This is a genomic window from Curtobacterium sp. 320 (genome assembly GCF_031455235.1).
GTDB lineage: Bacteria > Actinomycetota > Actinomycetes > Actinomycetales > Microbacteriaceae > Curtobacterium.
Genome location: NZ_JAVDSI010000006.1, coordinates 154,978 through 169,175, shown reverse-complemented (window position 1 = coordinate 169,175; position 14,198 = coordinate 154,978). Strand labels below are relative to the sequence as shown.

Annotated in this window: 12 protein-coding genes and 2 tRNA genes; 11 read left to right on the top strand and 3 right to left on the bottom strand. The window is 68.6% G+C overall.

The window, feature by feature from the left end; genetic code table 11:
• Positions 1–20: 20 nt before the first annotated feature.
• The 8 genes from gnd (at position 21) to J2X60_RS10255 (ending at position 8,249) form a co-directional block, all read left to right on the top strand.
• Positions 21–908, top strand: coding sequence for a phosphogluconate dehydrogenase (NAD(+)-dependent, decarboxylating) (gene gnd, locus J2X60_RS10290; protein WP_092385584.1), 888 nt, complete (start codon positions 21–23; stop codon positions 906–908).
• A 30-nt stretch (positions 909–938) separates the two neighbouring features.
• Positions 939–2,189: a DNA replication/repair protein RecF gene (gene recF, locus J2X60_RS10285; protein WP_309777631.1), complete on the top strand. Its 1,251-nt coding sequence runs from the start codon at positions 939–941 to the stop codon at positions 2,187–2,189.
• Positions 2,189–2,689: a DUF721 domain-containing protein gene (locus J2X60_RS10280; RefSeq protein WP_071294231.1), complete on the top strand. Its 501-nt coding sequence runs from the start codon at positions 2,189–2,191 to the stop codon at positions 2,687–2,689. Before recF ends, J2X60_RS10280 begins: the two co-directional genes overlap by 1 nt.
• Before the next feature lie 132 nt (positions 2,690–2,821).
• Complete coding sequence (gene gyrB / locus J2X60_RS10275) at positions 2,822–4,825, top strand: DNA topoisomerase (ATP-hydrolyzing) subunit B (RefSeq protein ID WP_070417464.1); 2,004 nt, start codon at positions 2,822–2,824, stop codon at positions 4,823–4,825.
• A gap of 117 nt (positions 4,826–4,942) precedes the next feature.
• Positions 4,943–7,591 (top strand): DNA gyrase subunit A, encoded by a 2,649-nt coding sequence (gene gyrA, locus J2X60_RS10270; protein ID WP_309887303.1) that lies wholly within the window; start codon positions 4,943–4,945, stop codon positions 7,589–7,591.
• Positions 7,584–7,991 (top strand): DUF3566 domain-containing protein, encoded by a 408-nt coding sequence (locus J2X60_RS10265; RefSeq protein ID WP_070417462.1) that lies wholly within the window; start codon positions 7,584–7,586, stop codon positions 7,989–7,991. Before gyrA ends, J2X60_RS10265 begins: the two co-directional genes overlap by 8 nt.
• Positions 7,992–8,067: 76 nt before the next feature.
• Positions 8,068–8,144: transfer RNA gene (locus J2X60_RS10260), tRNA-Ile, on the top strand.
• 32 nt (positions 8,145–8,176) lie between these two features.
• Positions 8,177–8,249, top strand: a tRNA-Ala gene (locus tag J2X60_RS10255).
• A 529-nt stretch (positions 8,250–8,778) separates the two neighbouring features.
• On the opposite strand, the gene J2X60_RS10250 is transcribed toward J2X60_RS10255, so the two are convergent.
• Complete coding sequence (locus J2X60_RS10250; RefSeq protein ID WP_083295136.1) at positions 8,779–9,351, bottom strand: hypothetical protein; 573 nt, start codon at positions 9,349–9,351, stop codon at positions 8,779–8,781.
• 117 nt (positions 9,352–9,468) lie between these two features.
• On the opposite strand from J2X60_RS10250, the gene J2X60_RS10245 reads away from it, so the two are divergent.
• Both J2X60_RS10245 and J2X60_RS10240 read left to right on the top strand, forming a co-directional pair.
• Positions 9,469–10,008 carry a peptidylprolyl isomerase gene (locus J2X60_RS10245; RefSeq protein ID WP_070417461.1) on the top strand — a complete coding sequence of 180 codons (540 nt, stop codon included), beginning with the start codon at positions 9,469–9,471 and terminating at the stop codon, positions 10,006–10,008.
• 8 nt (positions 10,009–10,016) lie between these two features.
• Positions 10,017–10,871 (top strand): rhomboid family intramembrane serine protease, encoded by an 855-nt coding sequence (locus J2X60_RS10240; protein ID WP_309887302.1) that lies wholly within the window; start codon positions 10,017–10,019, stop codon positions 10,869–10,871.
• 340 nt (positions 10,872–11,211) lie between these two features.
• Here the strand turns inward: J2X60_RS10240 and J2X60_RS10235 are convergent, their stop codons facing one another.
• Entirely contained in the window at positions 11,212–11,466 is a 255-nt protein-coding gene (locus J2X60_RS10235) for a cell division protein CrgA (RefSeq protein WP_070417459.1), read from the bottom strand.
• Positions 11,467–11,548: 82 nt separating this feature from the next.
• On the opposite strand from J2X60_RS10235, the gene J2X60_RS10230 reads away from it, so the two are divergent.
• A complete protein-coding gene (locus J2X60_RS10230; protein WP_070417458.1) occupies positions 11,549–12,193 on the top strand; it encodes an aminodeoxychorismate/anthranilate synthase component II in 645 nt (214 codons plus the stop codon).
• Positions 12,194–12,341: 148 nt separating this feature from the next.
• Here J2X60_RS10230 and pknB read toward each other — a convergent pair whose 3' ends face one another.
• Positions 12,342–14,138 (bottom strand): Stk1 family PASTA domain-containing Ser/Thr kinase, encoded by a 1,797-nt coding sequence (gene pknB / locus J2X60_RS10225; protein WP_302847769.1) that lies wholly within the window; start codon positions 14,136–14,138, stop codon positions 12,342–12,344.
• Positions 14,139–14,198 lie beyond the last annotated feature (60 nt).

The window sequence follows — 14,198 nt, the reverse complement described above, 5'->3', positions numbered from 1 at the left end:
GACGAACAGAAGAGGAAATCATGCACATCGGTCTTGTCGGCCTCGGTCGCATGGGCAACAACATGCGTGCCCGTCTCCGCAACGCAGGCATCGAGGTCACCGGCTACGACGCGAACCCCGCCGTCTCGGACGTCGCCGACCTCGGCGCACTCGCCGCGGCGCTCCCCGAGGGCAAGAAGCTCGTGTGGGTCATGGTCCCGCACGGCAAGATCACCGACGACGTGATCACCGACCTGTCGAACGTCCTGAGCGAGGGCGACCTCGTGATCGACGGCGGCAACTCGAAGTGGCTCGACGACGAGGTGCACGCCAAGCAGCTCGACGCCAAGGGCATCCGCTACATGGACGCCGGCGTCTCCGGCGGTGTCTGGGGCAAGGAGAACGGCTACGGCCTCATGGTGGGCGGCGCCCCCGAGGACGTCGAGTTCGCCATGCCCGTCTTCGACGCGCTCCGTCCCGAGGGCCCGCGCGAAGAGGGCTTCTCGCACGCCGGCGGCGTCGGCGCTGGTCACTACGCGAAGATGGTCCACAACGGCATCGAGTACGCGATCATGCAGGCGTACGGTGAGGGCTACGAGCTCCTCGAGGCGAAGGACATCGTCCACGACGTCCCGGCGGTCTTCGCCGGATGGCAGCGCGGCACGGTCGTCCGCTCCTGGCTGCTCGACCTCCTCGTCCTCGCGATCAACGAGGACCCGAAGCTCGACGAGCTCGAGGGCTACGTCGACGACTCGGGCGAGGGTCGCTGGACCCTCGAAGAGGCGATCGAGCTCGCGGTGCCGATGCCCGCGCTCTCCGCGGCGATGTTCGCCCGCTTCGTCTCGCGTCAGGGCAGCGAGTCCCCGACGATGAAGGCCGTCGCGGCGCTCCGCAACCAGTTCGGCGGCCACGCCGTCAAGAAGGCGTAGTCCAACCGGGGCAACCCGGCCACGGCCCGCGTGCACGTCGACCACCTGCAACTCACGGACTTCCGGAACTACCGGGAGGCCGAGGTCGACCTCGCACGCGGGCCGAACCTGTTCGTCGGCCGGAACGGACAGGGCAAGACCAACCTCGTCGAGGCGATCGGCTACCTCTCCACCCTGGGATCGCACCGGGTCCCGACGGACGCGGCACTCGTGCGGCAGGGCTGCGACGCGGCGATCGTCCGCGCTCGGCTCGCGCACGAGGACCGCAGCATCCTCGCCGAGGTCCAGATCAACCGCACCGGCGCGAACCGGGCGCAGGTGAACCGCTCGGCCATCAAGCCCCGCGAGCTCCCGCGCTACTGCACGAGCGTCCTCTTCGCTCCCGAGGACCTCGCGCTGGTCCGGGGCGAACCGGCCGGCCGACGCCGGATGCTCGACGAGCTCCTCGGGCAGATCGCCCCGCGCATGCAGGGCGTCCTCGCCGACTACGACCGGACGCTCCGGCAGCGGAACACCCTGTTGAAGTCGGCCCGGGCGACCGGTGCGAAGGCGGGTTCGCTCGCGACGCTCGACGTCTGGGACGAGCGGCTCGTGGCGTTCGGCGCCGAGATCATCGCCGCCCGTGACCACCTCACCCGGCGGCTCGCCCCGTTCGTGGCCGAGGCCTACGCGACCGTCGCCGGCGAACGGCACGAGGCGTCGATCACCGGAGTCCTGAGCGTCCGCGGCGGCGACCCGGAGGACGCGGCCGCGACGGATCCCGTCCTCGGGACACCCGACGAGCCGGTCACCGTCACCGCAGCAGCAGATGCGTTCCGCGCGGCACTCGAACGGCGTCGACGCGACGAGCTCGACCGCGGCCTGACGCTCGTCGGTCCCCACCGCGACGACGTCCTCTTCCAGCTGAACGGGTTACCTGCCCGCGGCTACGCCAGTCATGGGGAATCGTGGTCGTTCGCGCTCGCCGTGCAGCTGGCCAGTGCCTCGATCCTCCGCGCCGAGTCGAGCCTGGGGGATCCGATCATCATCCTCGACGACGTGTTCGCCGAACTCGACGAGTCCCGCCGGGAACGCCTGGCCGGGGCGGTCGCCGACTACGAGCAGGTGCTCATCACCGCGGCGGTGTTCGGTGACGTGCCCGAGCAGCTGGCCGCGCACACCGTCCGGATCGAATCGGGCACGATCGTGACCGACGAGGCGGAGCCGAGCCGCGCCTCCAGTCCGACCGGAGAACCGGAAGACCACCGGGCGGAAGCCGACCCGACCGGAGCGGGCGTCTGATGCCGAAGCCGTCGAAGCCGACCGAGCCCTCGCGGGTCTACCGGCACCTCCGCGCCGTCTTCGGCGACCCCTCGAAGCGCGGCGTCGACGCGCGCCGGCGCCGCATGAAGGGACTCGATCCCGACTCCGTGCCCTACGGTCGCGGTCGCGAGCCCGCCGGACTCGGCGACGTCGTCGGTTCGCTCGCGCAGGAACTGGGCTGGACCGAGCCCCTCGCCCGGTCCGAGCTGTTCGTGGACTGGCCCGCCGTGGTGGGCGAGGAACTCGCGAAGCACTCCCGACCCGTGACCATCGACGACGGTGCACTCGTCATCCGGTGCGACTCGACGGCCTGGGCGACCCAGCTCCGACTGATGCGCAGCACCGTCACGACGACCATCGCCGAGCGGCACCCCGAGGCGGGGGTCCAGTCGATCCGGGTTTCGGGCCCCGACGCCCCCACCTGGAAACGCGGTCCCAGGACGGTTCAGGGGCGCGGTCCCCGCGACACTTACGGGTAGGGCGACGAAATCGTCCGGGAGGACGAAAAAAGGCCGTCCACGGCCGGAATCCGCCCTCGGAGGAGGGGGTCCTGCGGTAGACTGAGAGGTGCAGTGCGCGGGTGTTCCGCGCGCAGGCAGGAGCACCTTCGAATGACATCCGGATCTGACGACGACCGACAGAACTCGTCCGGCGAGGCGACCCCGCAGAGCGATCCAGCGTACGGCGCAGACCAGATCCAGGTGCTCGAGGGACTCGAAGCCGTCCGGAAGCGTCCGGGCATGTACATCGGGTCGACGGGTCCCCGCGGTCTGCACCACCTCGTGCAGGAGATCGTCGACAACTCCGTCGACGAAGCACTCGCGGGCTACTGCGACACGATCAACGTCACCATCCGCGAAGACGGCGGCGTCCGAGTGGTCGACAACGGCCGTGGCATCCCCGTCGGGATCCACGCTGCCGAGGGCGTCTCGACCGTCCAGGTCGTGCTCACCGTCCTGCACGCCGGCGGCAAGTTCGGCGGCGGCGCGTACGCGGTGTCCGGTGGTCTGCACGGCGTCGGTTCGTCGGTCGTCAACGCGCTGAGCTCCGAGCTCGACGTCGAGGTCCGCCAGCAGGGCCACGTCTGGCGCCAGAGCTACACCGACGGCGTCCCGGTCGCGCCCCTGTCGAAGGACGAGGAAGACGACGGCCACGGCACCACGATCACCTTCTGGCCGAACGCCGACATCTTCGAGACCGTCGTCTTCGACTACGAGACCCTGCGCACGCGCTTCCAGCAGATGGCCTTCCTCAACAAGGGCCTGCGGATCACCCTGACCGACGAGCGCACCCCGGCCGAGGGTGAAGAGGCACGGCACGACTCCTTCCTCTACGAGCGCGGGCTCGCCGACTACGTCGAGTACCTCAACGCCCAGAAGAAGGCCGACCTGGTGCACCCGGACGTCATCGGCTTCGAGGCCGAGGACCCGGAGCGCAAGATCGCGCTCGAGGTCGCGATGCAGTGGAACACCTCCTACCAGGAGAGCGTCCACACCTTCGCGAACACGATCAACACGCACGAGGGCGGCACCCACGAAGAGGGCTTCCGCGCGGCGCTGACGTACCTGGTCAACAAGTACGCGCGCGAGGCGAAGATCATCAAGGAGAAGGACGACAACCTCACGGGTGACGACATCCGTGAAGGGCTGACGGCCGTCATCTCCGTGAAGCTCGGCGAGCCGCAGTTCGAGGGGCAGACGAAGACCAAGCTCGGCAACACCGAGGCGAAGGGCTTCGTCCAGCGCGTCGTCGGCACCGAGCTCACCCACTGGTTCGAGAGCAACCCGACGCAGGCCCGCGACGTCGTGCGCAAGGCGATCCAGGCCTCGCAGGCCCGTCTCGCCGCACGCAAGGCGCGCGAGACCACCCGTCGCAAGGGCCTCCTCGAGTCGGGCGGCATGCCCGGCAAGCTCAAGGACTGCCAGTCGAAGGACCCGACGGTCTCCGAGATCTTCATGGTCGAGGGTGACTCCGCCGGTGGTTCCGCCGTGCAGGGTCGCAACCCGATGACGCAGGCGATCCTGCCGCTGCGCGGCAAGATCCTCAACGTCGAGAAGGCCCGCCTCGACCGTGCCCTGGCCAACCAGGAGATCCAGTCGATGATCACGGCGTTCGGCGCCGGTATCGGCGAGGACTTCGATCCGGACAAGGCCCGGTACCACAAGATCGTGCTGATGGCCGATGCCGACGTCGACGGCCAGCACATCACGACCCTGCTCCTCACCCTGCTGTTCCGCTACATGCGGCCGCTCATCGAGCGCGGCTACGTGTACCTCGCGCAGCCGCCGCTCTACCGCCTGAAGTGGTCGAACTCGGCGCACGAGTACGTGTTCAGCGACCGGGAGCGCGACGCCCTGATGCAGGCCGGCCTCGCCGCCGGCAAGCGCATCCCGAAGGACAACGGGATCCAGCGCTACAAGGGTCTCGGCGAGATGGACTACAAGGAGCTGTGGGACACCACGATGAACCCGGACACCCGGACGCTCCTGCAGGTCACGCTCGAGGACGCCGCCGCGGTGGACAGCGTCTTCGCGACGCTGATGGGTGAGGACGTCGAGTCCCGTCGCCAGTTCATCCAGCAGAACGCGAAGGACGTCCGGTTCTTGGACATCTGATCCTGGCCTGGAGGCGCGGCGTGAGTCGCGCGGACCAGTCCTGACCACCTGTGGTCGCGCCCGGCGCGACTGACGGAACCACAGCCTCCAGGCTGTCCAGAAAGGGAACGAAGCCACATGGCTGACGACAACGAGAACGGCGCCGACGAGCAGCCCGAGATCGTCCACGGCGACAGCGGGGACATCGTCGTCTCCGGTGACCGCATCTCGCAGGTCGACCTGCAGCTCGAGATGCAGCGCTCGTACCTCGACTACGCGATGAGCGTCATCGTCGGTCGTGCCCTGCCCGAGGTCCGTGACGGACTGAAGCCGGTGCACCGCCGCGTGATCTACGCGATGTTCGACGGCGGCTACCGTCCCGACCGGGCCTTCTCGAAGTGCTCGCGCGTCGTCGGCGACGTCATGGGGCAGTTCCACCCGCACGGTGACAGCGCGATCTACGACGCCCTCGTCCGCCTGGTGCAGCCGTGGTCGCTCCGGTACCCGCTCGCGCTCGGCCAGGGCAACTTCGGTTCCCCGGGCAACGACGGCGCCGCTGCCCCGCGGTACACCGAGACCAAGATGGCGCCGCTCGCCATGGAGATGGTCCGGGACATCGACGAGGACACCGTCGACTTCCAGGACAACTACGACGGTCGCACGCAGGAGCCCGCGATCCTGCCGGCACGGTTCCCGAACCTGCTGGTCAACGGCTCCGTCGGCATCGCGGTCGGCATGGCGACGAACATCCCGCCGCACAACCTGCGCGAGGTCGCTGCGGGTGCCAAGTGGGCGCTCGAGCATCCCGACGCCACGCGTGAAGAGCTCCTCGGCGCGCTCATGCAGCGGATCAAGGGCCCGGACTTCCCGACCGGGGCGCAGATCCTCGGCACGAAGGGCATCCAGGACGCCTACCGCACCGGTCGTGGCTCGATCACGATGCGTGCGGTCGTCAACGTCGAGGAGATCCAGGGTCGCACCTGCCTCGTCGTCACCGAGCTCCCGTACCAGGTGAACCCCGACAACCTCGCGATCCGCATCGCCGAGGGCGTGAAGGACGGCAAGCTCGCCGGCATCGCGGACATCCGCGACGAGACCTCGGGTCGTACCGGTCAGCGCCTCGTCATCGTGCTCAAGCGCGACGCCGTCGCCAAGGTCGTCCTCAACAACCTGTACAAGCACACGCAGCTGCAGGAGAACTTCGGCGCGAACATGCTCGCGATCGTCGACGGCGTGCCCCGCACCCTCGCGCTCGACGGGTTCATCTCGGCATGGGTCGACCACCAGATCGACGTCATCGTCCGCCGCACCCAGTTCCGGCTGCGGGAGGCCGAGAAGCGCGCCCACATCCTCCGTGGCTACCTGGCCGCGCTCGACGCCCTCGACGAGGTCATCGCGCTCATCCGCCGGTCGCCCGACGTCGAAGAGGCCCGCACCGGCCTGATGGACCTGCTGTCCGTCGACGAGATCCAGGCGCGCGCGATCCTCGAGCTCCAGCTCCGTCGTCTCGCCGCCCTCGAGCGGCAGAAGATCCACGACGAGGCCGAGGAGCTCGAGCGCAAGATCGCCGACTTCCAGGACATCCTCGCGTCGGAGACCCGTCAGCGCACGATCATCGGCGACGAGCTCGAGGAGATCGTCGAGCGGTTCGGCGACGACCGCCGCAGCGAGATCCTGCTCGGCTTCGACGGCGACATGTCCATCGAGGACCTCATCCCCGAAGAGGAGATGGTCGTCACCATCACCCGCGGCGGGTACGTCAAGCGGACGCGCAGCGACAACTACCGCTCGCAGCACCGCGGCGGCCGCGGGGTCAAGGGTGCGCAGCTGCGCGCCGACGACATCGTCGAGCACTTCTTCGTGACGACGACGCACCACTGGCTCCTCTTCCTGACGGACAAGGGGCGGGTCTACCGCGCGAAGGCCTACGAGCTGCAGGAGGCCAGCCGCGACGCCAAGGGTCAGCACGTGGCGAACCTGCTCGCCATGCAGCCGGACGAGCAGATCCAGCAGGTGCTCGACATCCGCGACTACGAGGCGGCGCAGTACCTCGTGCTCGCCACGGCGCACGGTCTCGTGAAGAAGACCCCGCTCACCGAGTACGACACGAACCGCACCGGCGGCATCATCGCGATCAACCTGCGCGACGGCGACACCCTGGTACAGGCGCTCCTCGTCGACGAGCACGACGACCTCCTGCTCGTGTCGAAGCACGGCATGTCGCTGCGCTTCACCGCGACGAACGACACCCTGCGCCCGATGGGTCGATCGACCTCCGGCGTGAAGGGCATGTCCTTCCGCGACGACGACTCGCTGCTCGCAGCCCGGGTCGTCTCGGACGACGGCTACGTGTGGGTCATGACCGAGGGCGGCTACGCCAAGCGCACGTCGGTCGACCAGTACCGCGTGCAGGGCCGTGGTGGTCTCGGCATCAAGGTGGCCAAGCTGGCCGCTGACCGAGGCGACCTTGTGGGTGCTCTCATCGTGGGCGAGGACGACGAGGTGCTCGTCGTGCTGCAATCGGGCAAGGTGGTAAGGTCTGCCGTGGCCGAGGTGCCCGCCAAGGGTCGCGACACGATGGGTGTGGTCTTCGCGAGGTTCGCGGAGAACGACCGGATCATCGCGGTGGCCCGGAACACAGAGCGGAACCTGGACGACCAGGACGACGCCGAGATCGAGCCTGCGGGCCCGGTGGAGACGGTCAGCCCGGACGAAGCGGCCGCCGACTCCGCCGACACAGTGCCCACGGACACCGTGGCCGGAGAGGACCAGTCAAGCAATGAGTAGTGTCGCCGAGAAGCTCCAGAAGAAGGCGAAGCGGCCCGTCGGCACCCGTCAGGTGCGGCTGCGGCTCGTGTACGTCGACTTCTGGTCGATGGTGAAGCTCAGCTTCCTCATCGCCCTGGCCGGCTCGATCGTGATCGTCGTCGCCACCGCGCTGGTGTGGGTCATCCTGAACCAGACCGGTGTCTTCACCCAGATCGACGCCCTGCTGAAGGACGTCACCGGGCAGAACAACTACTCGATCATGGACCAGTTCTCGCTGGGCCAGGTGCTCGGGTTCTCCATCGTCGTGGGCATCCTCAACGTGGTCGTCGGCACCGTGCTCGGCGCCATCGTGAGTGTCCTCTACAACCTCAGTGTGCGGATCACCGGCGGCTTGCTCGTCGGCTTCACGAACAACTGACACACCCGGGCCGGTTGGGCCGACCGTCTCGATTTCGTTCTGCGAGATCCGTACGGTAGGCTTTCATCCGGTCTGAGGGGCTATAGCTCAGGCGGTTAGAGCGCTTCGCTGATAACGAAGAGGTCCAAGGTTCAAGTCCTTGTAGCCCCACCACTTCCTCCGACACTCCGTACGATGGGTGTCACGGGGCCTTAGCTCAGTTGGTAGAGCGCCTGCTTTGCAAGCAGGATGTCGGGAGTTCGATTCTCCCAGGCTCCACTCCCTCGGCGTGAGTGATGCTCCGCCCGTTCTTCGCTTCGCCTCGCGCGGTCGTCGTGTTCGTCTGCGCTTTCGGCGCGCCGCTCCGCGATCGGTTCCGTTGCGCGACGTTCTTGCGTCGCGCGATCGGTCGGTTTCGCGCTCGAGGTTTGCCGATTGTGGCATCTCGCGCCGGTTCGCCGGCAGTTCGCGAGACCTCGGCGGGCGTGAGCGGCGCGTTGTGCGACCGCGACACGGCTCCGGGTGGACCCGGCGGACGTGCGTGGCGGGTCGTGCGACCGCGCCGCGTGGCGGGGTGGGCTGAACGCGACGACGGACGGGAGGCGCGTGGCGGGGTCGACCCGCGCCTCCCGTCCGTCGCCGGGCCGGTGAGCGGGCACGACATGCCGTGCGCGGGGCGCCGAGTGGGCACGAACTGCCGTTTCGGCGCGGTGAGCGGGACGTATTCTGCCCGCTCGCCGCGGGCCGCTGGCCCACGGACGACGAAGGGCCCCGGCGCGTGCCGGGGCCCTTCGTGCGAACCGGGAGGTCAGGCGGCAGGCTTCTCCGCCGTGTCAGCGTCGTCGGCGACCCAGAGGTCGTCGTCCGCGCGGAGCGTCTGGTACGCGGCGTAGGCGGCGCCCGCCACGGCCACGACGCCGACCACGATCAGCGCTACACCGCCGAAGCCGATGCCCTTCTTCTGGTGCGGCACGTACTTCTCCGCAGCCTTCTTGGCCTTCTTGCCCTTCTTCTGGGCGTTCTTCACGATCTTCTTGACGCGGGGGTCCTTCGCGAGGTCACCCACGCTGAGGACCGAGCCTGCCGTCGCGACGAGTCCGGGGACGACCTCGGACTGGAAGCGGTGCGAAGCACTCTGCGCTGCGCTCGTGGCAGCGTGCACCCCCGTGGCGACAGCCGGACGGATGCCGTTGTCGATCGCGTTCTGCACTCGCGGAGCGATGTCCTTGCGAGCGGTGTCCACGGCGTGGGACCGCGCCTCCGCAAGGATCGCGTTCGCGTGCTCGAGGACCTTGCGCTGCTCGCCGAGGAGCGAGGCGGTCTGGCCCTTGAGCTTCTTGATCTGCTTCCGGCGCTTGCGCGGGATCTCGATCGTCGTCATCTGGTACCTCCATCGGAACGGCGTGACCCCCATCCTGCCACCGCAGTGCCTGACAGGTCACGGAGCCTCACCTGTGTGATCCGTCTGACCGTCAGCAGTACATGCGAGAATCGGAACATGTCTCTGCACACCGCTGTCGCAACGATCCACACGAACAAGGGCGACATCCGCGTCAACCTGTTCGGCAACCACGCACCGAAGACCGTCAAGAACTTCGTCGACCTCGCGACGGGCAAGCAGGAGTGGACCCACCCCGGTACCGGCAAGGTCTCGACCGACAAGCTCTACGACGGTGTCGTCTTCCACCGCATCATCAAGGACTTCATGATCCAGGGCGGCGACCCGCTCGGTCAGGGCATCGGCGGACCGGGCTACCGCTTCGACGACGAGATCCACCCGGAGCTCACCTTCCAGAACCCGTACATCTTCGCCATGGCGAACGCCGGCATCCAGGGCGGCCGCGGCACCAACGGCTCGCAGTTCTTCATCACCACGGTGGCGACGCCGTGGCTGCAGGGCAAGCACACCATCTTCGGCGAGGTCGCGGACGACGAGTCCCGTGCGGTCGTCGACGCGATCGAAGGCGTGGCGACCGACGGCCGTGACAAGCCGCTCGAGGACGTCGTCATCCAGAGCATCGACGTCGAGGACGTCTGAGCCTCCACGTGACCGATCAGGCGCACAACCCGAACAACACCTGCTACCGGCATCCGGACCGGCAGAGCTTCGTGCTCTGCCAGCGCTGCGGGCGGACGATCTGCCCGGAGTGCCAGACGCCGGCGGCGGTCGGGGTGCACTGCCCTGAGTGCGTGCGCGAGCAGCGTGCGCAGTTCCAGGCGAACCGTCGGGCGTCCGGAGGCCCCAGCGGCCTGACGGTCGCCCGGCGGCGCTTCGCCATGCTCGACCAGAAGGCGACGGTCGTGATCGTCGCCGTCTCGGTCGCGATCTGGTTGCTCGACCAGGTCTCGGGCGGGTTCTTCACGAACCTGTTCGCCTACAACTCGCTGCTCCTGCCCTCGCAGCCGTGGCGAGCGGTCACGGTGCTCTTCGTGCACTCGGGCCTCTTCCACATCCTGTTCAACATGTGGGCGCTGTGGATCTTCGGCCGGATGCTCGAGAACATGCTCGGGGCGTGGCGGTTCCTGGCGCTCTACTTCATCACCGGGATCTTCGGGTCGATGCTCGTGACGTTCCTGGCCCCCGGCACGTGGGTGGTCGGAGCGTCCGGCGCGATCTTCGGGCTGTTCGCGGCGTTCTTCGTCCTGCAGCGCAGTCTCGGCAACAACGCCGTGCAGCTGCTCGTCATCATGGGACTCAACCTCGTCGTGGGGTTCCTGCCCGGCACGAACATCTCGTGGCAGGCGCACGTCGGCGGGATCATCGGCGGCTTCGTGGTCGGGTTCGTGTTCGCACGGACCCGCAACATCCGCCAGCGTCCGCTGCAGATCGCACTGCTCGTGGCCGCCGCGGTCGTGGGCATCGCCCTGACCGCGGTCGGGTACGCGGTGACGATCGGCTGACAGCCGCACAGCAGCACCACCGAACGCCCCGTCGCTCAGCGGCGGGGCGTTCGTGCGTCCGCGGGGGCTTTTCCACACGTGCACGACCAAGTTGTCCACAGCTGTGGAGAACGCGGTGAGTTACACGCGTGTGATTATCCCCACTGTGGACTTCGCTGTGGATAACTCTGGGACGAGGGTGTGGATGGGTGTGTGGAGAGTGTGGAGAACTGTGGAGAACGCACGCCGAGGCGGGGACAAGGGCTACGGCGGGGCGAGTGCGCTGTGGACAACGGCACGTACGACGACGCCCGCCGCACCAGCAGGTGCGACGGGCGTCGGGAGGTGTGTGGCCGGGGTGCTACCGCCAGCGCGTGGTCATCAGGAAGCCGACGAACATGATGCCGAAGCCGATCAGGATGTTCCACGAGCCGAGGGACGGCACCGGCAGGGTCGTGTTCGAGATGTAGAAGACGATCACCCAGGCGAGGCCGATGAGCATGAAACCGAACATGACCGGCTTGAACCACACGGGGTTCGGCTGGTCCCCCGCGGTGTCGACCGAGTCGGCTCGGGTCGTCCGGGCGGGCTTGGTGCGGTCCTTGTCCTTGGCCATGGCCGGTATCCTACCGTGACCGCGGGTGTGGGAAGCCTCTCAGCCCGCCGCACACATCCCCCACGAGTACGGTGAACCGACCATGACCAAGATCCTCGTCGTCGACAACTACGACAGCTTCGTCTACACGCTGAACGGCTACGTGCAGCAGCTCGGGGCGGAGACCGACGTGGTCCGGAACGACGCCTTCCCCGCGTCCGAGATCGCCGACCGCATCGCCGAGTACGACGGTGTGCTCCTGTCTCCCGGCCCCGGGACGCCCGCGGACGCCGGCGTCTCCGTCGAGACCGTGCACGCCGCCATCGCCGCGGACAAGCCCCTGCTCGGTGTGTGCCTCGGCCACCAGGCCATCGCCGAGGCGCTCGGTGCGACGGTCACCCACGCCGAGGAACTCATGCACGGCAAGACCTCGCAGGTCGACCACGACGACAGCCCCCTCTTCGCGGGCGTCCCACACCCGTTCACGGCGACGCGGTACCACTCGCTCGCGATCGTCGACGGCACGGTCCCCGACGAGCTCACCGTGACGGCCCGGACCGGTGGTGGCGTCATCATGGGCGTGCAGCACCGCGAGCACCCCGTGTACGGCGTGCAGTTCCACCCGGAGTCGGTCCTCACCGAGGGTGGCTACCGGATGGTCGGCAACTGGCTCGAGACGACCGGCCTCGCCGGTGCAGCGGAACGCGCTGCGGGCCTCAACCCGCTCATCGCGGCGCACCGGGCCTGACAGCGGCGCGCCACTGACGCGACCGCCCTGCGGGACGGTGGGGACGTGGCGGGGTCGAGCCGCGCCTCCGGGAACGCAGGCCGACACGACGACGGACGGGAGGCGCGGCGCACCCCCGTCACGGAGCATCCGTCAGGACGCGGTCAGGTCACTGACCGTCGTCGCCGCCGTCCTTGCCACCATCGGCGGGTGCATCCGTCGCCGGCGGCTGCGAGGGCTGCGCGGAGCCGGCGCAGTACGTGAGCGTCACGGTGCTGCCCTGCGCGATGTCGCCGGCGGGGGCGCTCTGCTGCGTCACGGTACCGCCGATGCACGAGTAGGACGGCGCCGGCGTGACCTTCAGCCCCAGCTGTGCGAGGGTCGCGTTCGCCGTGGAGAACGGCTGCTGGGTGACGTTCGGCAACTCGACCTTGCCGTTCGACACGGTCAGGTTCACCACCGTGCCCTTGGTGTGCTGCGAGGAGGCGGCGGGGTCGGTGCTCATGACCGTCCCCTCGGGCACGTCGGGCGAGTAGTCGGAGTTGATCGCACCGACGGCGAAGCCCGCCTGCTCGAGGGTCTTCTGCGCTGCGTCCTGCGCCTGCCCCGCGAGGTCCGGGACGGCGACCTGTTCGGGGCCGAGCGAGACGATCACGCGGACGTTCTGCTTGCGCGCGACGTTCGTGCCGGAGCCGGGCTCGGTGCGGATGACCGATCCCCGGTCGACGTCGTCGGAGTTCTCCTCGACCTTGACGGGGACGAGGTCCTTCTTGCCGAGCGCGGAGGCCGCGGAGTCGTAGGTGGCACCGACGACGTTCGGCACGCTGACCGAGGACGTGACGGGAGGCTTGCCCGGACCGAGGTTCGCGACGAAGAACACGACCGCCACGATGACCGCCGCGGTCAGGATGATGCCGACCCAGATCCAGGCGACGGGCGGACGGTTCTGAGTGCGCTGCGGACGGTGCTCGGCGGTGTCGTCGTCGAGCTCGCGGAAGGCCACCGCGGGGTTCGAGGTCGTCCGGGGGTTCACACCGAACAGCACCGTCGAGGCGTCGTGGGCGGCCTGCTGCTGGAGCTTGCGGGTCGACGCGGGAACCTTGCCCGCCGCGGCCTGCTGCAGCTCCGTCCGGAACTCCGCCGCGTTCTGGTAGCGGCGCGTGCGGTCCTTCACCAGGGCGTGCAGCGTGACCGCGTCGAGCGCCGGCGAGACCTCGGGCGTGAGGGACGACGGCGCGACGGGCTGTTCGCTGACGTGCTGGTACGCGACGGCGACGGGGGTGTCCCCGAGGAACGGCGGGCGGCCGGTGAGCAGCTCGAAGAACACGACACCGGTGGAGTAGACGTCGGTACGGGCGTCGACGGTCTCGCCGCGGGCCTGTTCCGGGGAGAAGTACGACGCGGTACCGAGGATCGAGGTCGTCTGGGCGACCGTCGCGGAGGTGTCGGTGATGGCGCGGGCGATGCCGAAGTCCATGACCTTGACCTGGCCGGAGTGCGTCACCATGACGTTCGCGGGCTTGATGTCGCGGTGCACGACGCCGGCACGGTGCGAGTACTCGAGCGCGGTGAGGATGCCCTCGGTGATGCGCACGGCTTCGTCCGGGGCGACCGGGCCCTCGCCGATGATGTCGGAGAGCGGACGGCCCTCGACGTACTCCATGACGATGAAGGGCACCTGCACCTCGGCACCAGAGGTCTCGGTGACCGTCTCTTCGCCGGCGTCGTAGACGCGGACGATGGTGGGGTGGGCCATGCGGGCGGCCGCCTGGGCTTCCTGCCGGAAGCGCGTGCGGAACGCCGGGTCGTTGGCGAGGCTGGGCTTCAGCAGCTTCACCGCCACCTTGCGTCCGAGCCGGGTGTCGTTGCCCAGATGCACAGTGGCCATGCCGCCCCGACCGATGACGTCACCGATCTCGTAGCGGTTGGCGAGGAGGGTGATCCCCGCGGTCACACCTTCTGGCACGTACTCCTCCGAATGTCCGTCCGGGCAAGTGTACGGCAGGCTTCGCTGGTGAGACGCTGG

What these genes read in the sequence shown, in the direction of transcription:
- gnd (WP_092385584.1), top strand. Translation starts at nt 21, where the DNA reads ATGCACATCGGTCTTGTCGGCCTCGGTCGCATGGGCAACAACATGCGT.
- J2X60_RS10280 (WP_071294231.1), top strand. Translation starts at nt 2,189, where the DNA reads ATGCCGAAGCCGTCGAAGCCGACCGAGCCCTCGCGGGTCTACCGGCAC.
- gyrB (WP_070417464.1), top strand. Translation starts at nt 2,822, where the DNA reads ATGACATCCGGATCTGACGACGACCGACAGAACTCGTCCGGCGAGGCG.
- gyrA (WP_309887303.1), top strand. Translation starts at nt 4,943, where the DNA reads ATGGCTGACGACAACGAGAACGGCGCCGACGAGCAGCCCGAGATCGTC.
- J2X60_RS10265 (WP_070417462.1), top strand. Translation starts at nt 7,584, where the DNA reads ATGAGTAGTGTCGCCGAGAAGCTCCAGAAGAAGGCGAAGCGGCCCGTC.
- J2X60_RS10250 (WP_083295136.1), bottom strand. Translation starts at nt 9,351, where the DNA reads ATGACGACGATCGAGATCCCGCGCAAGCGCCGGAAGCAGATCAAGAAG.
- J2X60_RS10245 (WP_070417461.1), top strand. Translation starts at nt 9,469, where the DNA reads ATGTCTCTGCACACCGCTGTCGCAACGATCCACACGAACAAGGGCGAC.
- J2X60_RS10235 (WP_070417459.1), bottom strand. Translation starts at nt 11,466, where the DNA reads ATGGCCAAGGACAAGGACCGCACCAAGCCCGCCCGGACGACCCGAGCC.
- J2X60_RS10230 (WP_070417458.1), top strand. Translation starts at nt 11,549, where the DNA reads ATGACCAAGATCCTCGTCGTCGACAACTACGACAGCTTCGTCTACACG.